This is a genomic window from Embleya sp. NPDC020630, assembly GCF_044334985.1.
GTDB lineage: Bacteria > Actinomycetota > Actinomycetes > Streptomycetales > Streptomycetaceae > Embleya.
Window position 1 is genome coordinate 549,787 of the sequence record NZ_JBIRUB010000002.1, and the last position, 26,028, is coordinate 575,814.

Genomic DNA, 26,028 nt, shown 5'->3' on the forward strand with positions numbered 1-26,028 from the left:
CCGTCCGGCCGACAGCCGGGCGTACTACCGACTGCCGACTGCATGCCGCACGCGCCCGCCGATCAGCCGGCGGAGCAGCCGCCCAGTGGCTTCGCTCATCAGCGCGACGCCGCGCCGCAACGCGCTCGCCGGGTGGCCGCCCGACTCGCCGCACAACCGGACGCCTGCGTCGACCATCGGGCGTTCGGCCCCGATCGCCCTCCATCCTCCGCCCTGCCCCAACACCCCCACCCCACCCCACCGCACCGCTGCCCACGGAGGCCCACCATGCCGCTCGCCCCTGACGACAGTCCGGGCTTCCTGCTCTGGCACACAACCCTCCGCTGGCAGCGCACAATGGCCGCCACGCTCGGCCCGCTGGACCTGACCCACCCTCAATTCGTGCTGCTGGCAAGCCTGTGGTGGCTGGAAGGCCAAGACGTACGCCCCAACCAACTCACCCTCGCCAACCACGCGGGCATGGACGTCAAGACCGCCTCCCAGGTCCTCCGCCGCCTGGAAGCCAAGTCCCTCCTGGTCCGGGCCACCGACCCGACCGACACCCGCGCCAAGCTGCTGCACATCACCGACACCGGCGCCCGCCTGGCCGCCGAAGCCATCGAGGCGGTGGAAGCCGCCGACACCACCTTCTTCGCCACCACCCCGGACCGCCCGGCCCTCCTCGCAGCCCTACGCCACCTATCGACCGGGAACGACGCATAGCCAGTCGACCATGGCCCGAGCCGGTCGGCAGTCGGCCCGTGGCCGGATCGTCGTCACGGATATCGCATATCGACCATTCGACACCAGATCATCAGGTCTTCGGATCGCCAGATCACTCGATATCCGCCGAATCTTCGCATCATGCCGCTCTATTACGTGGTGCTCGCAGTAATCGTTGTAGGAGCCTAAAAAGGCCGCTCATGGGCCCTGTTGAAAGAGCGCTTCCCGAACTACTCGGGCTTGCCGCGCGGATTCGTCCTGTTCGGCCCGCTCACCCACCCCGCGTCCCGGCGCAATCGTCGGCGCGGGCTTCGTGACCTCGCACCTGAACCTCAAAAACCTCGTCGAATACCTCGACGACGAACACCCGGTAGTCCTCCTCTACGGCGTCGCGGTGGCCATTTTCCTCCCCGCCCTGCCGGACCCGGGCATTGGCAAATGGACCTTGACCCTCCGCCCCCCGGTATTCGCCGGCGAACGCTCCTACGGCCTACACCTGATCCAGGGCCCCGCCGAGGTCGCCGTGGTCGCCGTCACGGCCCCACCCCCGCCCCGGTACGGTCCTGTTCGCCCGTCGCCGTAACCCCGGTCGCACTCTTCGCCGCCGAAGCCCTCCACCACCGCCTCGAAAAGCCCATGGTCGAAGCGGGCCGCCGCCTCATCAAAACCCTCGACGCCCGGAAGCCCACCCCCACCAACCAGCCCCCACCACACCCCCCAAAAAAACCGAACCCCAAATCCCCGCCCACCAACCACCTAACCGCAACACCCCACCCTTCGCCGAAGAGCCGGGCCTCCCGAACCCGACATCAACCCTTGGTCACTTCGCCGGCCCCCAAGGCCACGCATCCACGGCAAAACACCAACCCGGCGCCCTTTGCACGTCTGGCCATTCACCCCAAACAACGCACAAGCCAAGGCACCAACAGCCGCCGCCCGCGCCCGGCCAATCTGAATAATCCGCCTCCAACAGTCCGGAGCCAGCAGCCCCCAGCCCCGCGGATGCGCCCGACACCGACCCCACCAACAAGGTGAACCCCCACGTCGTGCCCAACCCACATCAAGCCCGACGTACGACGAGCCGGTCTACGCAACCGACCTTCCACCGGTCCGGGATCCGGAGGTCGGCACGTATCCAGACCCAACGAGCGGCGCCGGACTACCCACCTGGGAGGCTGCGTTGGACGCCCTCGCCAACAAAGCCGAACCGATCCACATCGCCCGCTTCGGAACCCAGATCGACGCGAAGGGCATCCTGGCCAACCCACCCGACGCGCAGCGTTGCATCGGCCATCCGAACAGGTTCGCTCACGCGTCGCACGAAGCCCAGAGCGGCCCAGAACGCCCATGTGGACCCGCCCCGTGGAAGCCCTGCGCCACGAGCCCTGCTCCCCCTCCACGCCATCCGCCCCACCGCGTGCAACGCGTGAACCGACAGCGGACAGACCCAGGGGACGCACGCACCTCGAGCAGCGGCCAGACAAGGACACCGGCTCGCGCCGACCCCCCCGCAACCCGTCAAGACCCTCTCCGAGCACATCAGGGATTCCGAACTCCCGGCCGCCGGCGCGCTCTTCCCGAGCGAGCGCAAGGGCGTCACGTCCTGGCCTCTTCCACCCACCCCCGCGCGTGCAGGCAGGCCCGCCGACTTGCGCAGACCGAGCACCGAGTGACGTCTGCGCTTTGCCGCTCGCCCGTACGCCCCCGCCACGCCTGTGCATCGCTCTGACTGGACTCCCGAGCGCCAGTCACGGGGAGGCCGCAGAACGGCTCGGACACGCGGTCGACGTACTCCTGAAGATCTACACCAAGTGCATCGACGGCCAACGCAACTCGATCAACCAGCGCATCCCGGATGGTCTCGGTGACGTCGCCTGACCAGCCGGCATCCCCCGGACCAAGATCCCCGGACAACTCCCGAGGCTCTCGTCGCGTCCGGTGTCGGTCTCTGTCGCCCCTCAGCCACCAGGTCGCGCAGATACGGTGCGCGACCTGCGGGAAACGCCTTCAAGATCACCGCACCTATGACGTACAACCGCCGACTCACCCCTGCGTCCGGCCACTCACCCCCGCACGGAAAGTGAGCACCGCCCACGCGCCCCAAAACAAAAACAGCAGCTCACGAGTGATCGTGGCTGCTGAGACTGTTCACGCTGTGTGCCCCTGGCAGGATTCGAACCTGCGCACACGGCTCCGGAGGCCGTTGCTCTATCCCCTGAGCTACAGGGGCTCGGGTGACGTGAACATTACCAGTTCTTCGGGGGCGGTTGCGAAGGGGTTGGGGTTGGGGGGCGGCGGGGTGGGGACGAGATGTGCGGATCGGGCCCCCTCGTGGGTGTGGGGGGCCTAACCTCACTGGCGTGGGCGGGATTGGTGGTGAGGCGGCGCGGGTCCTTGTCGTGGATGACGACGAGGTGATTCGGCAGCTGATCGCGGTCAATCTGCGGCTGGAGGGGTTCGTGGTGAGCACCGCCCGCGATGGGGAGGAGTGTCTGCGGCTCGTGCACGAGGTGCGGCCGGATCTGGTGACGCTCGATGTGGTCATGCCGCATCTGGACGGGATCGGGACGGCTGCGCGGTTGCGGGCGGATCCGCGGACCAAGGGGTTGAAGATCCTGATGATCAGCGCCTGTGCGCAGGACGAGGATTTTTCCCGGGCCCGGGCGGTGGGCGTGGACGGGTATCTGACCAAGCCGTTTCATCCCGAGCAGTTGATTCGCCTCGTGCGGGCGTTGTCGCCGGAACTGTCACCCGAATGACCTACCCCGCCCGCCGGGCGGGTCGGTCGGCGGGTCGCCTACCCTTGTGCGCGTGACCCCCGCAGAGCTTTCGCAGTCAGTGTTGTCCGCGGTTCGTGCCGCCGTCGAGGCGGGCGAGCTCGCCGTTGCCGTGCCCGAGAGCACGACGGTGGAGCGACCGAAGAACCGCGAGCACGGCGACTATGCGACGAACATCGCGCTGCAGCTCGCGAAGCCGGCGAAGCGGGCGCCGCGGGAGATCGCCGAGCTGTTGGCCGCGCGCATCGCGCAGGTGCCCGGCATCGCGAAGGTCGACGTGGCCGGTCCCGGGTTCCTCAACATCACGGTCGACACGGCCGCCCAGGGCGAGCTGGCCCGCGCCATCGTCGAGGCCGGCGCCGACTACGGCAGCAACAACGCGTTCGACGGGCTGAAGATCAACCTCGAATTCGTGTCCGCCAACCCGACCGGGCCGATCCACATCGGCGGGGTGCGCTGGGCCGCCGTCGGCGACTCGCTCGGGCGGATCCTGCGCGCGTCCGGCGCCGACGTCACGACCGAGTACTACATCAACGACGCCGGCGTACAGATCGACAAGTTCGGCAAGTCGCTGATGGCGGCGGCGAACAAGCGGCCCGTGCCCGAGGACGGCTACGTCGGCGCGTACATCAACGACATCGCCGCCGACATCCTCGCCGAGCACCCCGACGTGCTCGGCATGGACGAGGCCCTCCAGGAGAAGATCTTCCGGGCCACCGGACTGCGGCTGATGGTCGCCGAGATCCAGCGCTCCATGGAGAACTTCGGCGCGCACTTCGACGTCTGGTTCTCCGAGACCACGCTGCACGCGTCCGGCGCGGTGGAGAAGGCGATCGAGCGGCTGCGCGAGCAGGGCCACGTCTACGACGACAACGGCGCCATCTGGCTGCGCACCACGGACTACGGGGACGACAAGGACCGCGTCCTGATCAAGTCCGACGGCGAGAAGACCTACTTCGCCTCCGACGCCGCGTACTACCTGAACAAGCGCGACCGCGGCAACGAGGTCGCCGTGTACATGCTCGGCGCCGACCACCACGGCTACGTCGGGCGGCTCAAGGCGATCGTGGCCTGCGCGGGCGACGACCCCGAGCACAACATCGAGGTCATCGTCGGCCAGTTCGTGAAGATGATGCGCGCCGGCGAAGAGGTCCGGATGTCCAAGCGCGCGGGCAACATCATCACCATCGACGACGTCGTGGAGTGGATCGGCGTCGACGCCGCGCGCTACTCGCTGGCCCGCTCGTCCACCGACTCCACCATCACGCTCGACATCGACATCCTCACGTCGCACAAGAACGAGAACCCGGTGTTCTACGTTCAGTACGCGCACGCTCGGATGTCCTCCGTCGAGCGCAAGGCGGCCGAACGCGGCATCGTCAAGGGCGAGTTCAAGCCGGAACTGCTCTCCACCGAGTGGGAGTCCGACCTGCTCGGCATGCTCGGCGAGTTCCCGCGTGTGGTCGCCAAGGCCGCCGAGATGCGCGAGCCGCACCACGTCGCGCGCTACCTCGAGCAGTTGGCCGGCACGTACCACCGCTTCTACGACCACTGTCAGATCCTGCCGAAGGGCGAGGAAGCGGTCACCGACCTGACGTACGCCCGAATGTGGCTGGCCGAAGCCGCGAAAACCGTGGTGGCCAACGGCCTCGCCCTCCTGGGGGTGTCCGCCCCCGAGCGCATGTGACGGATCGTCACAACGCAACAGGCGACAGGTCGAAGGCCGGGCGGAAGTACTTGCCCGGCCTTCGGCCGTATCTGCCCCGCGACCCCCACCCCCACCGACGCCCTGACTCCAAGGGGAGCACCACGACATGAGCCGCTCCGCCCACCCCGCCGGTCCCCGCCACGCGGACGTCCTGCCCGACGGCGCACCGCCCGTCGCGCCGGAGGACCTGGCCCTGCTCGACCCGAAGATCTGGCCCACCACCGCCGCCCGCGGGGCCGACGGCGTGGTCACCGTCGCCGGCCTGGACGTACGCGACCTGGCCCGCGAGTTCGGCACCCCCGCCTACATCCTGGACGAGGCCGACTTCCGGGCCCGCTGCCGGGACTGGCGCGAGGCGTTCGAGGGCGCCGACGTGTTCTACGCCGGCAAGGCCTTCCTCTGCCGGGCACTCGTGCGCTGGATCGCCGAGGAGGGCCTGAACCTGGACGTGTGCACCGCCGGCGAACTCGCCATCGCGCTGTCCGCCGGCATGGACCCGGCCCGGATCGCCTTCCACGGCAACAACAAGTCCACCGACGAACTCGACCGCGCCCTGGAGGCCGGCGTCGGCCGGATCGTGGTCGACTCCTTCGAGGAGATCAGCCGCCTCGCCTTCCTGGCCGACCGTCGCGGCGTCCGGCAGAAGGTGCTGGTCCGGATCACCGTCGGGGTCGAGGCGCACACCCACGAGTTCATCGCCACCGCGCACGAGGACCAGAAGTTCGGCTTCTCGCTCGCCGACGGGCAGGCCGCCGAGGCGGTGCGCCGGATCCGCAAGCTCGACTCGCTCGAACTGATCGGCCTGCACTCGCACATCGGCTCGCAGATCTTCGACACGGCCGGCTTCGAGGTCGCCGCGCGCCGCGTGGTCGCCCTGCTGGTCGCGGTCCGCGACGAGCACGGGGTCGAGCTGCCCGAGATCGACCTCGGCGGCGGCCTCGGCATCGCCTACACCTCCGCCGACGACCCGCAGCAGCCCGCCACCATCGCCGCCTCGCTCCTGGACATCGTGCGCCGCGAGTGCGCGGCGTCCGGCCTGGCCGCGCCCCGGCTCTCGGTCGAACCCGGCCGGGCGATCGCCGGACCGGGCACGTTCACCCTGTACGAGGTGGGCACCATCAAGCCCCTGGAGGGCCTGCGCACCTACGTCAGCGTCGACGGCGGGATGTCGGACAACATCCGCACCGCGCTCTACGACGCCGAGTACACCGTGACGCTCGTCTCCCGGACCAGCGACGCCGCGCCGATGCTCTCGCGTGTGGTCGGCCGGCACTGCGAGTCCGGCGACATCGTCGTGCGCGACGCGTACCTGCCCGCCGACCTGGCCCCCGGCGACCTGATCGCGGTGCCCGCCACCGGCGCCTACTGCCGGTCGATGGCGAGCAACTACAACCACGTGACCCGCCCGCCGGTGATCGCGGTACGAGACGGTGAGGCGCGCGTGATCGTGCGCCGCGAGACCGAAGCGGACCTGCTGGCCCTCGACGTCGGCTGAGCGGGACACCTCGTGCGGGGCCGCCGCTCGGCGGCCCCGCACACGGAAGAACATGACGGCAGAAAATCACGGGAGAAAATCCCGTCGACACCGAGTCGAACCGCAAGAATTCCCGTCTCGGATCCTGGACCGCAGCCGGTTCGGGGTCTGATCCGAGCGACACTTGTCGGCACTGCCCGTCGCCGGAAACCCGCCGGGACGGCAGACTCGGACAACCTTTGTCTTCGAGAAGTGAGGTCGGATGATGCGTACGCAGCCGCTGAAGGTGGCGCTGCTCGGTTGTGGTGTGGTCGGCTCCGAAGTGGCCCGCATCATGACGACGCACGCGACCGACCTCGCCGCCCGGATCGGGGCCCCCATCGAACTCGCCGGCGTGGCCGTACGCCGGGCCGGGCGCGAGCGCGCGGGCATCGACTCCGCGCTGATCACCACCGACGCCGTCGAACTCGTCAAACGCGACGACATCGACGTGGTGGTCGAGGTGATCGGCGGCATCGAGCCGGCCCGCGGGCTGATCCTGTCCGCGATGGAGCACGGCGCCTCGGTGGTCTCGGCCAACAAGGCCCTGCTCGCCGAGGACGGCTCGACGCTGCACGCCGCCGCCGCGAAACACGGCGTGGACCTCTACTACGAGGCCGCCGTCGCCGGCGCCATCCCGCTCCTGCGCCCGCTGCGCGAGTCGCTGGCCGGCGACAAGGTCGAGCGGGTGCTCGGCATCGTCAACGGCACCACCAACTTCATCCTGGACCGGATGGACACCACCGGCGCCGGCTTCGCCGAGGCGCTGGACGAGGCCACCGCGCTCGGCTATGCCGAGGCCGATCCGACGGCCGACATCGAGGGCTTCGACGCCGCCGCCAAGGCCGCGATCCTGGCCGGCCTGGCGTTCCACACCCGGGTGACCGCGGCCGATGTGTACCGCGAGGGGATCACCGAGGTCAGCGCCGCCGACGTGGCCTCGGCCAAGGCGATGGACTGCGTGGTGAAGCTGCTCGCGATCTGCGAGCGCGGCGCCGACGGACAGAGCGTGAGCGCTCGGGTACACCCCGCGATGATCCCGCGCTCGCACCCGCTCGCCTCGGTGCGCGAGGCGTACAACGCGGTCTTCGTCGAGTCGGAGGCGGCCGGGCAGTTGATGTTCTACGGCCCCGGCGCGGGTGGCGCGCCGACCGCCAGCGCGGTCCTGGGCGACCTGGTCGCGGTCTGCCGCAACAAGCTCTCCGGCACCACCGGGCCCGGCGAATCGGCCTACGCGGCGCTCACCCCGCAGCCGGTGGGCATCGCCCGCACCCGCTACCACCTGAGCCTGGACGTGGCCGACCGCGCCGGTGTCCTGGCCCAGGTCGCCGCGGTCTTCGCCCAGCACGACGTGTCCATCGACACGGTGCGTCAGCAGGGCCGGGACGGGGATGCCACACTCGTGATCGTCACCCATACCGCCACCGACGCCGCGCTCGCGGCGACCGTCGCCGATCTGCGCGGTATGGACATCGTCCGTGACATCGCAGGCATCATGCGGGTCGAAGGGGAGTAGAGGACCGTGAGCGCGCTCAAGGAAGGCGTCCGCACCACGCAGTGGCGCGGGGTCATCGAGGAATACCGCGACCGACTGCCGGTCTCGGCGAGCACACCGGTGGTCACCCTGCGTGAGGGTGGCACGCCGCTGGTCCCGGCCCAGGTGCTCTCCGAGCGCACCGGATGTGATGTTCACCTCAAGGTCGAGGGGGCCAACCCGACCGGGTCCTTCAAGGACCGCGGGATGACGATGGCCATCTCCAAGGCCAAGGAGGCGGGCGCCCAGGCGGTCATCTGCGCCTCCACCGGCAACACCTCGGCCTCCGCCGCGGCCTATGCGGTGCGTGCCGGCATGGTGTGCGCCGTGCTCGTCCCGCAGGGCAAGATCGCGCTCGGCAAGATGGGCCAGGCCCTCGTGCACGGTGCGCGCATCCTGCAGGTCGACGGCAACTTCGACGACTGCCTGACCCTCGCCCGCGATCTGGCCGAAAAGTATCCGGTCGCGCTGGTGAACTCGGTCAACCCGGTGCGCATCGAGGGCCAGAAGACCGCCGCCTTCGAGATCGTGGACATGCTCGGCGACGCGCCCGACATCCACGTGCTGCCGGTCGGCAACGCGGGCAACATCACCGCGTACTGGAAGGGCTACAACGAGTACGCCGCCGACGGCCTCGCCGCCCGCCGCCCGCGCATGTGGGGCTACCAGGCGGCCGGTTCGGCGCCGCTGGTCACGGGCGCGCCGGTGCTCTCGCCGCAGACGATCGCCACCGCGATCCGGATCGGCAACCCCGCCTCGTGGGACCTCGCGATCGCCGCGCGGGACGAATCCGGCGGCCACATCGAGTCGGTGACCGACCGTCAGATCCTGTCGGCGTACCGGCTCCTGGCCGCGCAGGAGGGCGTCTTCGTGGAGCCCGCGTCCGCCGCGAGTGTGGCCGGATTGCTCCAGGCGGCCGAACAGGGCCGGGTCGACCCGGGCCAGCGGATCGTCTGCACGGTCACCGGCAACGGCCTCAAGGACCCCGACTGGGCCGTCGCCGGCGCGCCCAAGCCGGTCGTCGTCCCGATCGACGCCGCCGCCGCGGCTGCGCAACTCGGCCTGGGCTGACCGCACCGCACCGCGCCCGCAGCGACCACGACGCGTCGGCCACCCACGAAAGCGGGTGGCCGACGCGCACGCGCGCCGACGCCACGCGCGCCACGACGACGCACACGCGCCATGGCCGACACGCACGACAACCACCGACTCCGGTACGGATACGTGTAACGCCCACACAGGCCGCGTCGCACCCGCGAAGCCGATACCCGCGCGGCCGACACACCCGAAGTCGAATTCCCCCCGAAGCCGCGCACCCGCCGAATATCCGCCGGGAAAGCCGCCGACCAAGCGTGCGACTCGGGAAAATTCACACGTCGAGGGACCGGGCGGGACACCCCTGGGCGAGCCCCACCGCGGCCCCGTCGAGCCATTCGGCGGGCATACCCGATGCCGCCACCCGCCCGGGCGCTCCGTCGGCGCACCCGCCCGAAGTGCCTGGTCGGCGCCACGATCCGATCCGCACGACGGCCGTCCGGCGCAGCCATTCGGGCGCGCCGCCGGCAGGAACACCCGATCGGCGCACGATCGGCGACAAGATCGAATCAGGTCGGCCCATGATCGACCGTCGACCGCCCTCGGTCCTTTTCGATCCCATTTCCGGTACCAATCCCACGACGCGGTGGTTACGGTGTCCCGCGAGGGAACGCACCTTCGGTAGGCTGATCACCGGACGCGACCTTCCACTCGTTCCGCGGCGCATGCCGCCCGAGTCTCGCGTCTGTTCCTGCCGTTCCGCAGCACCCGCGATTTCCCGAATGCGTCACCGGTTCGGACCGCCCCGCGAAGGTGCCCGGAACTCCACGAGGAGGAGTGTCCACGCGTATGGCCGGCCCCGCATTCCGTGCCGCCCCCGTCCGGGTTCGCGTCCCGGCCACGAGCGCCAACCTGGGTCCCGGGTTCGACGCGTTCGGACTCGCGCTCGGACTGTACGACGACGTCGCGATCCGGGTCGCGGACGAGGGCTTGTCGATCGACATCGCAGGTGAGGGCGCCGACGACCTGTCCCGTGACGAGAACCACCTGGTCGTTCGCGCGGCCCACGCCGCGTTCGAGGCGATGGGCGGCCGTCCGCCCGGCCTGGACGTCGTCTGCGCCAACCGCATCCCGCACGGCCGCGGCCTGGGCTCGTCGGCCGCCGCCATCTGCGCCGGGGTGATCGCCGCCCGGGCGCTGACCATAGGCGGCGCCGAGCGGCTCGACGACGAGGCCGCGCTCGCCCTGGCCACCGAACTCGAAGGCCACCCCGACAACGTCGCGGCGTGTCTGCTCGGCGGCTTCACCATCGCGTGGACCGACGAGGACGGCCCCCGGGCGGTGCGATCGAGCCTCGACCGGGGTATATCTCCCGTCGTGTTCGTACCTTCCACCCCGCTGTCCACCGAGGTCGCGCGCGGTCTGCTGCCGGCCAAGGTGACCCATCGCGACGCCTCGGCGAACGCGGCCCGCGCCGCGCTGCTGGTCACCGCGCTCACCTCGCGGCCCGACCTGCTCTTCGCCGCGACCGAGGATCGACTGCACCAGACGTACCGGGCGCCCGCGATGCCGGCGAGCGCCGAATTGATCGACAAGCTGCGCGCACAGGGGATGGCCGCGGTCGTCTCCGGCGCGGGGCCGACCGTGCTCGCCCTGGTCACACCGGACCGCGTGGACGAGGCGATCGGCACTGCCGGGCCCGATTGGGTGGTTCGGCAATTGGACGTGGACGGGGCCGGAGCAAGCGTCATGCCACTGGCGTGACCTGCGTACTCGCCGTTCGTTGGCAGTACGCCCGGTAGGTCGGAACCGGACCGACGGCATACTCGGCGCAGCCGGGCGGCGGGTCGGCGACGGCGGTGGATCCGTTCACTCCACTGCACTACCGCAGGAAAAATGGGCTGCGCCGGGGGAGCGATGGGGTGGGGGAATGTCTCTTGGGTCCGGTAGTGTTAGCGTCATCACCGCACCAGATCCCCCGCCCGCATAGGGTTGGGCGCGTTCGGTGCTCTGTGGCCACGATCCTTTGGGAGTTTCCCCTCCTGCCTGTCCTTCGTGACGAACGTGGCTCCCCGATACAGACCGGCGGGACCACCGCGCCGCGTCGAGCTCATCCCGGGGACCCGAGGGCTGTTCCTTCGCAGGAAATCGAGCCCCTACAGGAATACGAGCCCCCACAGGCATACATGAGCCCGATCCTCGCAGTACCGGGCACATTTTCGACGATTCCCGCCATCCGGCGGACCACCGCACCGGACCGCACTGGAAGCGGGACGGACAGCACAACCGGTCGCCGAGCCCCCTCAAGGCCGACGCCCGCTCCAGGGAAGGACCCTTCGTGAGCGACACCACCGAACTCATGGACGCAACGCCGCAGGCCGCGTCCGCCTCGGGTGACGCGGCTGCCACCGCGGACGCCCCCGCTCCCGCCACGCGGCGCCGCCGCTCGACGGGCACCGGCCTCAACGGCATGGTGCTGGCGGAGCTGCAGCAGGTCGCCACCGGTCTCGGCATCAGCGGCACCGGCCGCATGCGCAAGAGCCAGCTGATCGAGGCCATCCAGGCGAAGCAGGGTGGTTCGGACGCCGCTCCCGCCGCCGCTGCCGCCACGAAGCCGGCCCGGGCGACCAGGGCCAAGGCCGCCGCCACCGCGGCGGACAACGGCGCGGCGCCCGCCGAGGCCCCCGCCGTCGCCGCCGAGGCGCCGGCCGCGGAGGCGCCCACCCGGACCCGCCGGGCCGCCCGCACGCGGGTGGCGGTCGAGACCGCCGCACAGATCGAGATCCCGGAGCAGGCCGCCGCCGAGGCGCCCGCCAACGGGCGTGGACGGCGTGAGCAGGGCGAGCCGACCGCCGAGGTCGCCGAGACCGGCACGCGCCGTCGTGGCGAGCGGGCCGAGCGCGCCGAGCGCCCCGCAGAGGAGCAGGGCGAGCAGCGCGAGGGCGGCGAGCGTGAGGGCCGCCGCGAGCGGCGCGAGCGCGGCCAGAACCGGCGCGACCGCGGCGAGCGGGGCAACGAGCGCGGCGAGCGGACCGAGCGCGGTGAGCGTGCGGAACGCGGCGAGCGTGGCGACCGCGGCAACGAGCGCGGCGAGCGCGGCAACGACCGCGGCGACCGGGCCGAGCGCGGCGAGCGCGGCAAGCAGCAGCAACAACAGCAGCAGCAGGACAACGGCCCGCTGGACGACGACGACTTCGAGGGCGGCGGCCGTCGGCGTCGTGGCCGCTACCGCGACCGCAACCGTCGTCGCGGCGGCCGTGAGGGCTTCGAGACCAACGAGCCCGTGCTGGCCGACGACGACGTCCTGGTCCCCGTCGCGGGCATCCTGGACATCCTCGACAACTACGCCTTCGTGCGGACCTCGGGCTACCTGCCCGGCTCCAACGACGTGTACGTCTCGCTCGCCCAGGTCCGCAAGAACGGCCTGCGCAAGGGTGACGCGATCGTCGGCGCGGTGCGTCAGCCGCGCGACGGCGAGCGCCGGGAGAAGTTCAACGCCCTCGTGCGGCTGGACACGGTCAACGGCATGGAGCCGGAACAGGCCCGCCAGCGCGCCGACTTCAACAAGCTGACCCCCCTGTACCCGCAGGACCGGCTGCGCCTGGAGACCGACTCCAGCGCGCTGACCACGCGGATCATCGACCTCGTGTCGCCGATCGGCAAGGGCCAGCGCGGTCTGATCGTCGCGCCGCCGAAGGCGGGCAAGACGATGGTGCTCCAGGCGATCGCCAACGCGATCACCGTGAACAACCCCGAGTGCCACCTGATGGTCGTGCTCGTGGACGAGCGCCCCGAAGAGGTCACCGACATGCAGCGGTCGGTGAAGGGCGAGGTCATCTCCTCGACCTTCGACCGTCCCGCCGAGGACCACACGATCGTCGCCGAGTTGGCCATCGAGCGGGCCAAGCGCCTGGTCGAGTTGGGCCACGACGTGGTCGTGCTGCTCGACTCGATCACCCGCCTGGGCCGCGCGTACAACCTCGCGGCACCCGCCTCCGGCCGCATCCTGTCCGGTGGTGTCGACTCGACCGCGCTGTACCCGCCGAAGAAGTTCTTCGGCGCCGCGCGCAACATCGAGAACGGCGGCTCGCTGACCATCCTCGCCACCGCGCTCGTCGAGACCGGCTCGCGCATGGACGAGGTGATCTTCGAGGAGTTCAAGGGCACCGGCAACATGGAGCTCAAGCTCGACCGCAAGCTCGCCGACAAGCGCATCTTCCCGGCGGTGGACGTGGACGCGTCCAGCACCCGCAAGGAAGAGATCCTGATGGCGCAGGACGAACTCGCGGTGGTCTGGAAGCTGCGCCGGGTGCTGCACGCGCTCGACCAGCAGCAGGCGATCGAACTGCTCCTGGACAAGATGAAGAAGACCAAGAGCAACGGCGAGTTCCTCATGCAGATCCAGAAGACCACGCCGATGCCGAACGACTAGTCGAGCCGACTGGTCGTCGTACGTAAGACATGGCAGCGCGTTTGCCGGGAGGGAATGCCGCGACCCCGGTCGTGGTTGGGCGGTACAGACCCTGATTTGGGTCCGGTCGCCCCCTCCTGGCAGACTGCTCTGTCGGCCCCGGTTCACGTGATGCCCATTCGGGCGTACGACCCGGCGCCCTCCCGAACCTCAAGGAGACTCCCGTGAAGCCCGACATCCACCCCGAGTACGTGGAAACCACCGTCACCTGTGGCTGTGGCTCGACGTTCACCACGCACAGCACCGCGACGAGCGGCCAGATCCGCGTCGAGGTCTGTTCGCAGTGTCACCCGTTCTACACGGGGAAGCAGAAGATCCTCGACACGGGCGGCCGGGTGGCGCGCTTCGAGAAGCGTTTCGGTACGCAGCCGGTGGCCGGCAAGAAGTAGCGACCCTGCGGCGCCGGAGGAGCGGTGGGCCTTGTCCAAGGTCCGCCCCGCCCCTCCGGCGCCGTTCGTTTGTCTCCGGAAGCCGTACTCCGGAAGCCGGTCCCGAAAGCCCGTCCGGCTCCGGTAGCCCCGTCGTCACCGATCCCGCCGAGTTCGCGGCCACAACCAGAGGAGCCCCCAGTGTTCGAGGCGATGGACGACCTGCTCGCCGAGCACGCCGACCTGGAGCGGCAACTCGCCGACCCGGCCGTGCACACTGACCAGACGCGCGCCCGCACCCTCGGGCGGCGCTACGCCGAACTGGGGCCGATCGTGGACGCCTACCGGCAGTGGTCCAGCGCCGCCGACGACGTCGAGGCGGCCCGCGAACTGGTCGCCGAGGACCCGGACTTCGCCGCCGAGGCGGCCGAGGCCGAGGAGCGCCGCGAGGAGTGCGCGGAGAAGCTGCGCCGACTGCTCGTGCCGCGCGACCCGGCCGACGACAAGGACGTGATCCTGGAGGTCAAGGCGGGCGAGGGCGGTGAGGAATCCGCCCTGTTCGCGGGCGACCTGCTGCGGATGTACCTGCGCTACGCCGAACGCGCGGGCTGGAAGACCGAGATCCTCGAGTCCAACGAGTCCGACCTCGGCGGCTACAAGGACGTCCAGGTCGCGGTGAAGACCAAGGGCAACCCCGCGCCCGGCGAGGGCGTCTACGCCCGGCTGAAGTTCGAGGGCGGCGTGCACCGCGTACAGCGGGTCCCCGCCACCGAGTCGCAGGGCCGCATCCACACCTCCGCGGCGGGCGTCCTGGTCCTGCCCGAGGCGGAGGACGTCGAGGTCGAGATCAACGCCAACGACCTGCGCATCGACGTGTACCGCTCGTCCGGTCCCGGCGGCCAGTCGGTCAACACCACCGACTCCGCGGTGCGCATCACGCACCTGCCCACCGGCATCGTGGTCTCCTGCCAGAACGAGAAGAGCCAGCTCCAGAACAAGGAGTCGGCCATGCGCATCCTGCGCGCGCGGATGCTCGCCGCGGCCCAGGAGGAGGCCGACAAGGAAGCCTCCGACGTGCGCCGCAGCCAGGTCCGCACGGTGGACCGCTCCGAGCGCATCCGGACGTACAACTTCGCGGAAAACCGGATTTCCGACCACCGCGTGGGCTACAAGGCGTACAACCTGGACCAGGTGCTCGACGGCGATCTCGATCCGGTCATCCAGGCGTGTGTGGACGCCGACATGGCCGCCCGGCTCGCCCACCAATAACGGAGACGAGATGAATCTGCTGCTCGCCGAGGTGGCCCAGGCCACCCTGCGACTGGCCGACGCGGGCGTTCCCTCTCCGCGCTTCGATGCCGAGGAACTGGCGGCGTACGTGCACGGCGTCAAGCGTGGCGCCCTGCACACGGTCGCCGACGGGGACTTCGACGCGCGGTTCTGGGAGGCCGTCGCGCGCCGTGAGGCCCGCGAGCCGCTGCAGCACATCACCGGGCGCGCCTTCTTCCGCTACCTCGAACTCGAGGTGGGTCCGGGCGTGTTCGTACCCCGCCCGGAGACCGAGGTGGTGGTCGGGTGGGCGATAGACGCGCTGCGCGCGATGGACGTGGCCGAGCCGCTCGTGGTGGACCTGTGCACCGGCTCCGGCGCGATCGCGCTCGCGGTCGCGCAGGAGGTGCCGCGCTCCGTGGTGCACGCGGTCGAGCTGGACCCGGGCGCCTACGCCTACGCCGAACGCAACGCGAGCGGGTCGCGGGTGGTCCTGCACCGGGGCGACGCGCTCTTTGCGCTGCCGCAGCTGGACGGCACGGTCGATCTGGTGATCAGCAATCCGCCCTACGTGCCGCTGGAGGAGCGGGACGAGATGGCCCCCGAGGCGCGCGACCACGATCCGGAGCTGGCGCTGTTCTCCGGGCCGGACGGGCTCGACTTCATCCGGGTCCTGGCCAAGACCGCCTACCGCCTGTTGCGGCCCGCGGGGCTCGTGGTGGTCGAGCACGCGGACACCCAGGGCGGCGCGGTGCCGTGGATCTTCAACGAGGAGGCCGGCTGGGTGGACGCGGCCGACCACCGCGATCTGACCAACCGCCCCCGCTTCACCACCGCACGCAAGGAAGGCGCGTGAACCGCGCGCCCCGCCCGGCGGCCGGATCCGCGCGGCCCGCATCACCCGTACCACCGGCACCACCCGCATCACTCGTACCCCCCGCTTCGCCCGTACCGCCCGTACCGCTTCTGGAGGTAAGTGCCCGATGAGCCGACGCTACGACTGCTCCGACGCGATGGACCGCGGGCTCGGGCTGCGGGAGGCGACCGGGTCGATCAAGCGCGGCGATCTGGTCGTGCTGCCGACGGACACCCTGTACGGCATCGGCGCGGACGCCTTCACCCCGCACGCGGTGCACGCGCTCCTGGACGCCAAGGGCCGCGGTCGCAACATGCCCTCGCCCGTCCTGGTCGGCTCGCCCAACACGCTGCACGGGCTGGTCACCGGCTTCCCCGAGGTCGGGTGGGAACTGGTCGACGCGTTCTGGCCGGGGGCGCTGACCATCGTGGCCTTCCACCAGCCGTCGCTGATGTGGGATCTGGGCGATACGCGCGGCACGGTCGCGGTGCGCATGCCGCTGCACCCGGTGGCGATCGAGCTGTTGACCGAGACCGGGCCGATGGCGGTCAGCAGCGCGAACCGGTCCGGCAACCCGGCGGCGACCACGGTCGACGAGGCCGAGGCGCAGCTCGGCGATTCGGTGTCGGTGTACCTGGACGGCGGCAGTTGCCCCTCCACCGCGCCGTCCTCGATCGTCGATCTGACCGCCGGCCGCCCCCGGCTGCTGCGTGAGGGTGCCCTGTCGTTGGAGACGTTGCGCGAGGTCGTTCCCGACCTGGAGGGCGTGAATTGACCGCGCCCCCTCCGGTCGGCCGGCCCCTCGGGCACACCTACGGGCCCTACGGCTCCACGGCCGACTCGTTCCGGATCCTGTTCGTGTGCACGGGGAGCATCTGCCGCTCCCCGATCGCCGAACGGCTGGCGCGGCTCGGCCTGCAGCGCCGGCTCGCCGCGGACGACGCGGTGCGGCTGAGCGTGCAGAGCGCCGGGACCTGGGGCCACGAGGGCGCGCCGATGGAGCCGCACGCGGCCGAGGTGCTGCTCGAATACGGCGCCGATCCGGGCGACTTCCACGGGCGCGAGCTGCTCGACGAGCATGTCGCCGAGGCGGACCTGGTGCTCACCGCGACCCTGGACCACCGCGCGCACGTGGTGTCCATGGGGCACGCGTCGGGCCTGCGCACCTTCACGCTGAAGGAGTTCACCCGCCTGGTCGCGGTGCTGGAACGGGCTCCCTACCCCGAGCGCGACCTGGTCCAGCGCGGGCGTTCGCTCGTGCGGGCCGCCGCGGCGCTGCGCGGGCGGTTGGCCGCGCCCGATCCGGAGTGGGACGAGGTGGCCGATCCGTACGGCGCGCCGCTGAGCGTGTTCCGGGCCTGCGCCTCCGACATCGGCTCGGCGCTGGACCCGGTCCTGACCGCGCTCACCGGGCACCCCGCGCACACGCACTGACCGGCGCGCCCCCACGGGCCCCGGAGCGTTGACGCGCACGGCCCGACAACGGCGCGGAATCGCCCCCGGAAGGCCCTGTCCGTGTCCGGGCCCCCGCCCTATCGTGGAGAGGTCCCTGCGGCCTTGAGGAGCGATGCCATGGGCACTCCCGACGCCCCGTCAACTCCCTTCTGGGGACCGGACTTCCTCGCGCTGCGGCGAGAGGATCCGGAGATCGCCGAGGTGTTGCTCGGCGAGTTGGCCCGGCAGCGCGGCGGCCTCCAGTTGATCGCCGGGGAGAACTTCACCTCCCCGGCGGTGCTCGCCGCGCTGGGCAGCACGCTCGCCAACAAGTACGCCGAGGGTTATCCGGGGCGGCGCTACTTCGGCGGTTGCGCCGAGGCGGACCGGGCCGAGCGGCTCGCGGTGGACCGGGCGCTGGCCCTGTTCGGCGCGGAACACGCCAACGTGCAGCCGCACTCGGGCACCGCCGCGAACCTGGCGGTGTACGCGGCGCTGCTGAGCCCGGGCGAGACGATCCTGGCCATGTCGCTGCCGCACGGCGGGCATCTGACCCACGGCTCGCGGGTGAACTTCTCCGGTCGTTGGTTCCACGCGGTGGCCTACGGGGTCCGCGAGGGCGACGAGCGGATCGACTACGACCAGGTCCGGGACCTGGCCCGGGCGCATCGGCCCCGGCTGATCGTGTGCGGTGCGAGCGGATATCCGCGCCTGGTCGACTTCGCCGCCTTCCGCCGCATCGCCGACGAGGTGGGCGCCTACCTGATGGTGGACGCGGCGCACTTCGCGGGACTGGTCGCGGGCGACGCGACGGCCTCGCCGATCCCCTGGGCCGACGTGGTCACCGCGACCACGCACAAGGTGCTGCGCGGGCCGCGCGGCGGGCTGATCCTGTGCCGCGAGGAGTTCGCCGAGCGGATCGACCGCGCGGTGTTCCCGTTCAGCCAGGGCGGCCCGCACATGCACGCGGTGGCCGCGAAGGCGGTCGCGCTGCGCGAGGCGGGCACCCCGGCGTACCGCGCCTACGCACGCCGGGTGGTGGCCAACGCGCAGGCCCTGGCGCAGGGTCTGCAGGCCGAGGGGCTGCGGCCGGTCACCGGCGGTACCGACACCCACATGGCGCTGCTGGACCTGCGGGGGATCGGGGTGAGCGGTCTGGACGCGGAGCGCCGCTGCGAGCGGGCCGGGATCACCCTGAACAAGAACGCGATCCCGTTCGACCCGGCCAAGCCGATGATCGCGTCCGGGATCCGGGTCGGCACGGCCGCGGTGACCACGCAGGGGATGACCGAGACGGACATGAAGGAGATCGCCCTGCTCCTGGGTCGCGCGGTGCGCGAGGACGACCCGGCGGTCCTGGGCGAGGTGCGGGCGGCGGTCGGCGAGCTGGTGGCCACACATCCGGCCTACCCGGGGCGGTGAGAGCCGGCGGGAGTGTTCGGGCCGGCGGGCCCGCCGAGACCTATGCGACCGACGGGCCACAATCGCCCTGCGGGGTGGCTGGGATCAGGGTGTTTGTGGTTACGTGTGGGGCGACGGGCCGGTGGTGGCACCACCGAGCTTGGTGCGATCGTCCCTCGCCGGTGCAGGTTCGGCGATTCTCCCGGTGAGCGGCGGCACGTCTAGTCTGATGCCCGTGCTGCCGCTGGGATGTGCCGAAGCCGGGGACGGTTGAGTCTTGCGCGAATACCTGCTCACGCTGTTCGTCGCCGCCTCGGTGACCTACCTGCTGACGGGCGCCGTCCGCCGCTTCGCGATCGCCGCCGGGGCGATGCCCGAGATCCGCGCGCGCGACGTGCACAAGGAGCCGACGCCGCGCCTGGGCGGGTTGGCGATGTTCGGCGGATTGTGCGCGGGCCTGCTGATGGCCCGGCATCTGCCGGTGCTCTCCGAGGTGTTCACCGCCGCGACCGACGTGCAGGCGCTGCTGTCGGGGTGCGCGCTGATCTCGGTGCTCGGGGTGATCGACGACAAGTGGGGCGTCGACGCGATCATCAAGCTGCTCGGCCAGGCGCTCGCCGCGGGTGTGATGGTCTGGCAGGGCATCGTGATCCTGTGGTTGCCGATCCCCGGCTACGGCCCGGTCAGCCTGACGCCGACCCAGGGCACGCTGCTGACCATCGGGATAGTGGTCATCACGATCAACGCGGTGAACTTCGTGGACGGCCTGGACGGCCTCGCGGCCGGGATGGTGTGCATCGCCGCACTCGCGTTCTTCGGATATTCGTACCGCTTGTGGTTCGGTTACGGTGTCTCGTCGGCGGCGGCACCGACGCTGTTCAGCGCGCTGTTGATCGGCATGTGTGTCGGCTTCCTGCCGCACAATCTGCATCCGGCGCGCATCTTCATGGGGGACTCGGGGTCGATGCTGATCGGCCTGATGCTCGCCGCGTCGGCGGTCACCCTCACCGGGCGGATCGACCCGGAGGCGATCACCGCGCAAAACGGCGGTTCGATGGCCTTCACCACGCACAAGCTGGTGCCCGTCTACATTCCGCTGGTGTTGCCGTTCGCGGTGCTCATAGTGCCGCTGATGGACCTGGTGATGGCGGTCGGCCGGCGCGGCTGGGCCGGGCGTTCGCCGTTCGCGGCGGACAAGGGACACCTGCACCACCGGCTCCTGGAGATCGGCCACTCGCACAGTCGCGCGGTGCTGATCATGTACTTCTGGTCCGGGCTGATCGCGTCGTTCACGGTGCTCATCTCGGTGCGGCCGGAACGGCGTCCGATCGTCTACGCGGGATTGGGCCTGATCGCCATCGGCCTGGTGTTCCTGATGCTCCCGCGGTTCAAGCCGCACGTGCCGACGGAGCTGCACAACGTGGTTCCGCCGCGCTATCGGCGGCTCCGGCGCGGGAGGCGCGGTGCGAACGTTCCGGCCGACACGATGGTTCCCGGCGAATCAGACGGCGTACGGCTGAACGGGGCAACCGCCACACCCGCAACAGAGTCCTCGAAGAACCCCACGGACCCCTCCCGACCTGCGCATTTGCCTGCGGGGAGAGGGGCGCGAAAGGGTGGTGCAGGGCTGTGAGCTTGTACACACGAACGGGTAAAGCTCTGCTCAAATAGTTTGTGATATCGTTCACGAACCAGGATCAATGGCCGATGAACCCCCAGCAACGAGGGTTCTGGTCCTTCACGGCCAATCCCGAGCGTTGCGTCGCTCCGAGCCCTGCTCGGACGACTGATCCGCCCCCTGCCCCCCACTGATGCCGGAGTCACCGACATGCAGGCCAACGACGTCCGCCTTCTCCGTGGTTCGGTCGTGCCCACGACCGCCGCCGGAGTGATCGCGGCAGTCGCGGCTCTGCTCGCGGCCGGTGGCAAAGGACTTCTCGGCGCGGTGTTCGCCACCGTCGTCGTCCTGGCCTTCTTCGTGATCGGCCAAGTCGCGATCGGTCGGATCTCGCGCGACAACCCCATGATGATGATGAACATGGCGTTGTTCACCTACATCGTGCAGATCCTGCTCCTGGGGTTGGTTCTGTTCCTGTTCAAGGACACCGAGGCGTTCGACACGAAGGTGTTCGGACTCACCATCCTCGGGGCCACGCTGGTCTGGGTCGCCTCGCAGGTGTGGGTCTTCACCCGGCTGAAGATCGCCTATGTCGAACCGGATGGAGAGCGATGACATACGCACAGCGCCCTTCCGGGCCGGCGCGGTGTTCAGCCTCGCCGCCGGTACTGCTAATGTCCGGGGCGTCATGAGCGAGAGAGGCCCCCGTCCACCGGACCGAGAGAATCGGGCGATGGACGGTGCCGCATGGTCGAGTGTCGGTTATCTGCTGAGCGGCATGCTCATCTACGGCGGCATCGGCTGGCTGATCGACCGGTGGACCGGCCACTCCGCACTGTTCCTGCCGATCGGCCTGGTCGTCGGAATCGCTCTGGCCCTTGTTCTGGTCTTTGTCCGCCACGGCAGGTCCTCCTGACCGGGCCCTGTTGCGTGCCGCTCCGTGGCCCCTCGCCACGCCGACACATCGAGGTAGCCGAAAACATGCTTCACGACGAAGGAGTCGGTGGTGACTGCTGACGTCCAGACGCTCGCCAGCGAGAGCGGATGTCACCTGTTCTCCGGGTGCGGCTTCCCCTCGCCCGGGCTGAACGTCTTCGAGTTCAAGCCGATCTTCTCCATCGGGGCCTTCGACTTCACGAAGCCGATGTTGCTCGCGCTCATCTCGATGCTGCTGGTGATCGGCTTCTTCTGGAGCGCGTTCGCCAAGCCCAAGATGGTGCCGCGCGGCGCGCAGAACGTCGGCGAGTTGGGCTACCTGTTCGTTCGCGACAACATCTCGCGGGAAACGATCGGCAAGAAGGGCGACCCCTACGTCCCCTTCCTGTTCTCGATCTTCTTCTTCGTCTGGGTCATGAACGTGATGGCGATCATCCCGTTCGCCCAGTTCCCCGCGACCTCGCGAATCGCCTTCCCGGCATCGATCGTCGGCATCGTGTGGGTGACCTACCTGGTCCTCGGCATCAAGAACCAGGGCTTCGTCGGTTACTTCAAGAACATGATGTTCCCGCCCGGTCTGCCGAAGGCGATCTACTTCCTCCTCGCCCCGATCGAGCTGCTGCAGGGTCTGATCACCCGGCCGTTCACCATGGCGGTCCGACTGTTCGCGAACATGTTCGCCGGACACATGCTGATCGTGACGTTCAGCGTCGGCGCCTGGTACCTCCTGGGCTTCCACATCGGGGCGCTCTACTCGGCCACCTCGTTCATCGTGGTCGTCGTGCTGACCGCGTTCGAGCTGATGATCCAGGCGCTGCAGGCGTACATCATCACGCTGCTCGCGGCGTCCTACATCTCGACGTCGCTCGAAGCCGAGCACTGAGAGACCCACAGACCTTTCTCTCCTCGACCGTCGTCCGGTGGATCGTCCATCGGCCTCGAAAAAAGGATCAGTTCCCATGATGAACCTCGCCGCCGACGGCGTTTCTGGCAGCCTCGGTTCCATCGGTTACGGCCTCGCCGCGATCGGCCCCGGCATTGGTATCGGCATCATCTTCGGTAACGGTGTCCAGGCGATGGCCCGTCAGCCCGAGGCCGCCGGCCTGGTTCGCCAGAACATGCTGCTCGGCTTCGCCCTCGCCGAGGCGCTCGCCCTCATCGGCGTCGTCATGCCGTTCGTCTACGGCACCTGATCAACCCGCTACGGACGGAAGGTCCTCACACCGTGATTGACTTCGCCAACAGCGAGGAGAAGATGAACCCTCTTCTCCCGCCGCTCGACGAGATCATCATCGGTGGCGTGGCGTTCCTCATCGTTTTCGGTTTCCTGTGGAAGGTCCTCCTTCCCAAGATCGCGAAGACGCTGGCGGACCGTACGGACGCCATCGAGGGCGGTCTCAAGCGCGCCGAAGAGGCGCAGGCCGAGGCCCAGGCCGAGCTGGAGCGCTACCGCACCCAGCTCGCCGAAGCCCGTCGCGAGGCCGGTCGCCTCACCGAGGACGCCCGCGAGCAGGGTGCCGTCGCCATCGCGGAGATGCGCGCCGAGGGCCAGCGGATCAAGGACGAGATCGTCACCGCCGGCCACACCCAGATCGAGGCCGACCGCAACCAGGCCCAGAACGCGCTGCGTCAGGACGTCGGCAAGCTCGCCGTCTCCCTCGCGTCGCGCATCGTCGGGGAGTCGCTCGAGGACGAGGCGCGTCAGCGCCGGGTCGTCGACCGCTTCCTGGAGGAGCTGGAAGTCAAGGCTTCCGCCGGAGCGAGCTCGGAGAAGGTGCGCTGATGCAGGGCGCCAGCAGGGAATCCCTCGCCGCGGCTCGCGAGCGCCTGGACGCGCTCGCGACCGCGACCGGTACCGACATGGTCGCGTTGGCCCAGGAACTCCACTCCGTGGTGATCCTGCTCGACAAGAACGTGTCGCTGCGTCGGGTCCTCACCGACTCGACGCGCTCCGGGGAGGCCCGCGCGGCCTTCCTGGCAGAGCTTCTGTCCGGTCAGATCTCCGGAACCGCGGCGGATCTGCTCGGCGGACTCGTGCGTACGCGCTGGTCGCGGCCGACCGACCTGGTCGACACGATCGCCGAACTCTCGGTGTCCGCCGAGCTGATCGCCGCAGAGCGCGACGGCAGGCTCGACGAGCTGGAGGACGAGCTCTTCCGTTTCGGCCGGATCGTGGCGGGCGAGCGCGAACTGCGCTCGACCCTGACCGACCCGGGCGTGGCGAACGAGCGCAAGGCGGAGCTGGTCTCCGGCCTGCTGGAGGGTCGGGCCCAGCCCGTCACCCGGCGACTGGTCGCCAGGCTTGTCGCACACCCGCGCAGCCGTAATCTTGAACACGGGCTCGAGTCGTACGCGCGCCTCGCCGCCGATCGCCGGCGTCGCATGGTCGCGTTGGTCACGGTCGCCCTGCCCCTCACCGAGGAGCAGCGCACCCGTCTGGCCGCGGCGCTGGGCCGGATGTACGGCCGCGAGATCCACCTCAACGTGGAAATCGATGCCGACGTCATCGGCGGGGTCCGCGTGGAGATCGGTGACGACGTCATCGACGGCACCGTGACCACACGTCTCGAAGAGGCGGGCCGACGGCTCGCCGGTTGAGACACCGGACGACAGGGGTGTCGTCGACCATCCGGGAAAACCCCCGGACCGGACCGGCGACCCCCACAGCAGCACCGCGGTTCCGTACGACAAGCGACGGACAGCGGACCGTTAACCCCACCACCTAGGAGAGCAGGGACACCAGATGGCGGAGCTCACGATCCGGCCGGAGGAGATCCGGGACGCGCTGGAGCGCTTCGTCGCCTCGTACGAGCCGGAGACTGCCGCGCGCGAAGAGGTCGGTACCGTCACCGAGGCGTACGACGGCATCGCCAAGGTCGAGGGCCTGCCCTCGGTCATGACGAACGAGCTGCTCAAGTTCGAGGACGGCACCCTCGGTCTGGCGCAGAACCTCGACGTCCGCGAGATCGGTGTCGTCATCCTCGGTGACTTCAGCGGTATCGAAGAGGGCCAGAAGGTCCGTCGTACGGGCGAGGTTTTGTCGGTTCCGATCGGTGACGGCTACCTGGGTCGCGTCGTCGACCCGCTGGGCCAGCCGATCGACGGCCAGGGCGAGATCGAGTCCGAGGGCCGTCGTGCCCTGGAACTGCAGGCCCCCGGCGTCATGATGCGCAAGTCGGTCCACGAGCCGATGCAGACCGGCATCAAGGCGATCGACGCGATGACCCCGATCGGCCGCGGCCAGCGTCAGCTGATCATCGGCGACCGGCAGACCGGCAAGACCGCGGTGTGCCTGGACACGATCATCAACCAGCGCGACAACTGGCGCTCGGGCGACCCGAAGAAGCAGGTTCGCTGCATCTACGTCGCGATCGGCCAGAAGGGCACGACCATCGCGTCCGTGCGCCGCTCGCTCGAAGAGGCCGGCGCGCTGGAGTACACCACGATCGTCGCCGCCCCGGCCTCCGACCCGGCCGGCTTCAAGTACCTCGCCCCGTACACCGGTTCGGCCATCGGCCAGCACTGGATGTACCAGGGCAAGCACGTGCTCATCGTGTTCGACGACCTGTCGAAGCAGGCCGAGGCGTACCGCGCCGTGTCCCTGCTCCTTCGTCGTCCGCCGGGGCGCGAGGCCTACCCCGGTGACGTCTTCTACCTGCACTCGCGTCTGCTCGAGCGTTGCGCGAAGCTCTCGGACGAGCTCGGCGGCGGCTCGATGACGGGTCTGCCGATCATCGAGACCAAGGCCAACGACGTGTCGGCGTACATCCCGACCAACGTCATCTCGATCACCGACGGCCAGTGCTTCCTGGAGTCCGACCTGTTCCTGCAGGGCGTGCGCCCCGCGGTCAACGTCGGTATCTCGGTCTCGCGAGTCGGTGGTTCGGCGCAGATCAAGGCGATGAAGAGCGTCGCGGGTCGACTCCGCGTCGACCTGGCCCAGTACCGCGAGCTGGAGGCGTTCGCGTCCTTCGGTTCCGACCTGGACGCCACCTCCAAGGCCTCGCTCCAGCGTGGTGCGCGCATGGTCGAACTGCTCAAGCAGGGTCAGTTCGAGCCGTTCGCGATCGAGCTCCAGGTCGTCTCGATCTGGGCCGGTACCACCGGCAAGCTGGACGAGGTGCCGGTGCAGGACATCCGCCGCTTCGAGAAGGAGCTGCACGACTACCTGCAGCACAAGCACGCGGGCCTGCTCACCGGGATCGTCGAGACCGGCAAGCTGGAAGACGACACCGTGATGGCGCTCACCGACGCGGTGGACTCCTTCAAGCAGACGTTCACCAAGTTCGACGGCGAGCCGTTGATCCAGGACGTGGCGCCTGCCGGTCTGACGAAGGAAGACGTCGGCCAGGAGAAGATCACCCGTCACGTGGCCAAGTCCGAGTAAAGAACGGAGAACCCTGACC

General features: G+C 69.8%; 25 protein-coding genes and 1 tRNA gene. 24 read left to right on the plus strand and 2 right to left on the minus strand.

The window, feature by feature from the left end; all coding sequences use genetic code 11:
- Window positions 1-24: 24 nt before the first annotated feature.
- Complete coding sequence (locus ACH4XV_RS08650; protein ID WP_395787791.1) at window positions 25-177, minus strand: hypothetical protein; 153 nt, start codon at window positions 175-177, stop codon at window positions 25-27.
- Between the two features lie 90 nt (window positions 178-267).
- Between ACH4XV_RS08650 and ACH4XV_RS08655 the strand changes: the two genes are divergently transcribed.
- The 3 genes from ACH4XV_RS08655 to ACH4XV_RS08665 all read left to right on the plus strand — a co-directional run bounded on the left by ACH4XV_RS08655 (window position 268) and on the right by ACH4XV_RS08665 (window position 2,580).
- Window positions 268-702 carry a MarR family winged helix-turn-helix transcriptional regulator gene (locus ACH4XV_RS08655; RefSeq protein WP_395787793.1) on the plus strand — a complete coding sequence of 145 codons (435 nt, stop codon included), beginning with the start codon at window positions 268-270 and terminating at the stop codon, window positions 700-702.
- Window positions 703-1,015: 313 nt separating this feature from the next.
- Window positions 1,016-1,285, plus strand: coding sequence for a hypothetical protein (locus ACH4XV_RS08660; RefSeq protein ID WP_395787795.1), 270 nt, complete (start codon window positions 1,016-1,018; stop codon window positions 1,283-1,285).
- A gap of 1,100 nt (window positions 1,286-2,385) precedes the next feature.
- On the plus strand, window positions 2,386-2,580 hold the full coding sequence (locus tag ACH4XV_RS08665) for a hypothetical protein (protein ID WP_395787797.1): 195 nt from the start codon (window positions 2,386-2,388) through the stop codon (window positions 2,578-2,580).
- Window positions 2,581-2,860: 280 nt separating this feature from the next.
- On the opposite strand, the gene ACH4XV_RS08670 is transcribed toward ACH4XV_RS08665, so the two are convergent.
- Window positions 2,861-2,932: transfer RNA gene (locus ACH4XV_RS08670), tRNA-Arg, on the minus strand.
- Window positions 2,933-3,062: 130 nt separating this feature from the next.
- On the opposite strand from ACH4XV_RS08670, the gene ACH4XV_RS08675 reads away from it, so the two are divergent.
- The 21 genes from ACH4XV_RS08675 (at window position 3,063) to atpA (ending at window position 26,009) form a co-directional block, all read left to right on the plus strand.
- Window positions 3,063-3,461, plus strand: a complete 399-nt coding sequence (locus ACH4XV_RS08675) for a response regulator (protein ID WP_379994952.1) — start codon at window positions 3,063-3,065, stop codon at window positions 3,459-3,461.
- A 52-nt stretch (window positions 3,462-3,513) separates the two neighbouring features.
- The gene (argS, locus tag ACH4XV_RS08680) at window positions 3,514-5,166 is read left to right on the plus strand and encodes an arginine--tRNA ligase (protein ID WP_379994955.1); all 1,653 of its coding nucleotides are present in this window, start codon (window positions 3,514-3,516) and stop codon (window positions 5,164-5,166) included.
- A gap of 127 nt (window positions 5,167-5,293) precedes the next feature.
- The gene (gene lysA, locus ACH4XV_RS08685) at window positions 5,294-6,682 is read left to right on the plus strand and encodes a diaminopimelate decarboxylase (RefSeq protein ID WP_395787799.1); all 1,389 of its coding nucleotides are present in this window, start codon (window positions 5,294-5,296) and stop codon (window positions 6,680-6,682) included.
- A 241-nt stretch (window positions 6,683-6,923) separates the two neighbouring features.
- Entirely contained in the window at window positions 6,924-8,216 is a 1,293-nt protein-coding gene (locus ACH4XV_RS08690) for a homoserine dehydrogenase (protein ID WP_395787801.1), read from the plus strand.
- A 6-nt stretch (window positions 8,217-8,222) separates the two neighbouring features.
- Complete coding sequence (thrC, locus tag ACH4XV_RS08695; RefSeq protein WP_395787803.1) at window positions 8,223-9,305, plus strand: threonine synthase; 1,083 nt, start codon at window positions 8,223-8,225, stop codon at window positions 9,303-9,305.
- An 813-nt stretch (window positions 9,306-10,118) separates the two neighbouring features.
- Window positions 10,119-11,033, plus strand: a complete 915-nt coding sequence (gene thrB / locus ACH4XV_RS08700) for a homoserine kinase (RefSeq protein WP_395787805.1) — start codon at window positions 10,119-10,121, stop codon at window positions 11,031-11,033.
- A gap of 574 nt (window positions 11,034-11,607) precedes the next feature.
- A complete protein-coding gene (gene rho, locus ACH4XV_RS08705; protein ID WP_395787807.1) occupies window positions 11,608-13,701 on the plus strand; it encodes a transcription termination factor Rho in 2,094 nt (697 codons plus the stop codon).
- A gap of 203 nt (window positions 13,702-13,904) precedes the next feature.
- On the plus strand, window positions 13,905-14,129 hold the full coding sequence (gene rpmE, locus ACH4XV_RS08710) for a 50S ribosomal protein L31 (protein WP_078975440.1): 225 nt from the start codon (window positions 13,905-13,907) through the stop codon (window positions 14,127-14,129).
- A gap of 180 nt (window positions 14,130-14,309) precedes the next feature.
- The gene (prfA, locus tag ACH4XV_RS08715; RefSeq protein ID WP_078975439.1) at window positions 14,310-15,377 is read left to right on the plus strand and encodes a peptide chain release factor 1; all 1,068 of its coding nucleotides are present in this window, start codon (window positions 14,310-14,312) and stop codon (window positions 15,375-15,377) included.
- 10 nt (window positions 15,378-15,387) lie between these two features.
- Window positions 15,388-16,233 carry a peptide chain release factor N(5)-glutamine methyltransferase gene (gene prmC / locus ACH4XV_RS08720; RefSeq protein ID WP_395787809.1) on the plus strand — a complete coding sequence of 282 codons (846 nt, stop codon included), beginning with the start codon at window positions 15,388-15,390 and terminating at the stop codon, window positions 16,231-16,233.
- A gap of 127 nt (window positions 16,234-16,360) precedes the next feature.
- Window positions 16,361-17,008 (plus strand): L-threonylcarbamoyladenylate synthase, encoded by a 648-nt coding sequence (locus ACH4XV_RS08725; protein ID WP_078975437.1) that lies wholly within the window; start codon window positions 16,361-16,363, stop codon window positions 17,006-17,008.
- Window positions 17,005-17,667 carry a low molecular weight phosphatase family protein gene (locus ACH4XV_RS08730; RefSeq protein WP_395787811.1) on the plus strand — a complete coding sequence of 221 codons (663 nt, stop codon included), beginning with the start codon at window positions 17,005-17,007 and terminating at the stop codon, window positions 17,665-17,667. Before ACH4XV_RS08725 ends, ACH4XV_RS08730 begins: the two co-directional genes overlap by 4 nt.
- Before the next feature lie 138 nt (window positions 17,668-17,805).
- On the plus strand, window positions 17,806-19,089 hold the full coding sequence (gene glyA, locus ACH4XV_RS08735) for a serine hydroxymethyltransferase (protein ID WP_395787813.1): 1,284 nt from the start codon (window positions 17,806-17,808) through the stop codon (window positions 19,087-19,089).
- Between the two features lie 256 nt (window positions 19,090-19,345).
- Window positions 19,346-20,701 (plus strand): MraY family glycosyltransferase, encoded by a 1,356-nt coding sequence (locus ACH4XV_RS08740; protein ID WP_395787815.1) that lies wholly within the window; start codon window positions 19,346-19,348, stop codon window positions 20,699-20,701.
- A 234-nt stretch (window positions 20,702-20,935) separates the two neighbouring features.
- On the plus strand, window positions 20,936-21,301 hold the full coding sequence (locus ACH4XV_RS08745) for a hypothetical protein (RefSeq protein ID WP_379994976.1): 366 nt from the start codon (window positions 20,936-20,938) through the stop codon (window positions 21,299-21,301).
- Window positions 21,302-21,419: 118 nt separating this feature from the next.
- Complete coding sequence (locus ACH4XV_RS08750; RefSeq protein WP_078975432.1) at window positions 21,420-21,602, plus strand: AtpZ/AtpI family protein; 183 nt, start codon at window positions 21,420-21,422, stop codon at window positions 21,600-21,602.
- Between the two features lie 87 nt (window positions 21,603-21,689).
- Window positions 21,690-22,505 carry a F0F1 ATP synthase subunit A gene (gene atpB / locus ACH4XV_RS08755; protein WP_078975431.1) on the plus strand — a complete coding sequence of 272 codons (816 nt, stop codon included), beginning with the start codon at window positions 21,690-21,692 and terminating at the stop codon, window positions 22,503-22,505.
- A gap of 76 nt (window positions 22,506-22,581) precedes the next feature.
- Window positions 22,582-22,815 carry an ATP synthase F0 subunit C gene (gene atpE, locus ACH4XV_RS08760; RefSeq protein ID WP_174861358.1) on the plus strand — a complete coding sequence of 78 codons (234 nt, stop codon included), beginning with the start codon at window positions 22,582-22,584 and terminating at the stop codon, window positions 22,813-22,815.
- Between the two features lie 62 nt (window positions 22,816-22,877).
- Window positions 22,878-23,405: a F0F1 ATP synthase subunit B gene (locus ACH4XV_RS08765; RefSeq protein ID WP_235618905.1), complete on the plus strand. Its 528-nt coding sequence runs from the start codon at window positions 22,878-22,880 to the stop codon at window positions 23,403-23,405.
- Window positions 23,405-24,220, plus strand: coding sequence for a F0F1 ATP synthase subunit delta (locus tag ACH4XV_RS08770; protein WP_379994980.1), 816 nt, complete (start codon window positions 23,405-23,407; stop codon window positions 24,218-24,220). The genes ACH4XV_RS08765 and ACH4XV_RS08770 overlap by 1 nt, the downstream gene beginning before the upstream one ends.
- A gap of 145 nt (window positions 24,221-24,365) precedes the next feature.
- Window positions 24,366-26,009: a F0F1 ATP synthase subunit alpha gene (atpA, locus tag ACH4XV_RS08775; protein WP_379994982.1), complete on the plus strand. Its 1,644-nt coding sequence runs from the start codon at window positions 24,366-24,368 to the stop codon at window positions 26,007-26,009.
- Window positions 26,010-26,028: the final 19 nt, after the last annotated feature.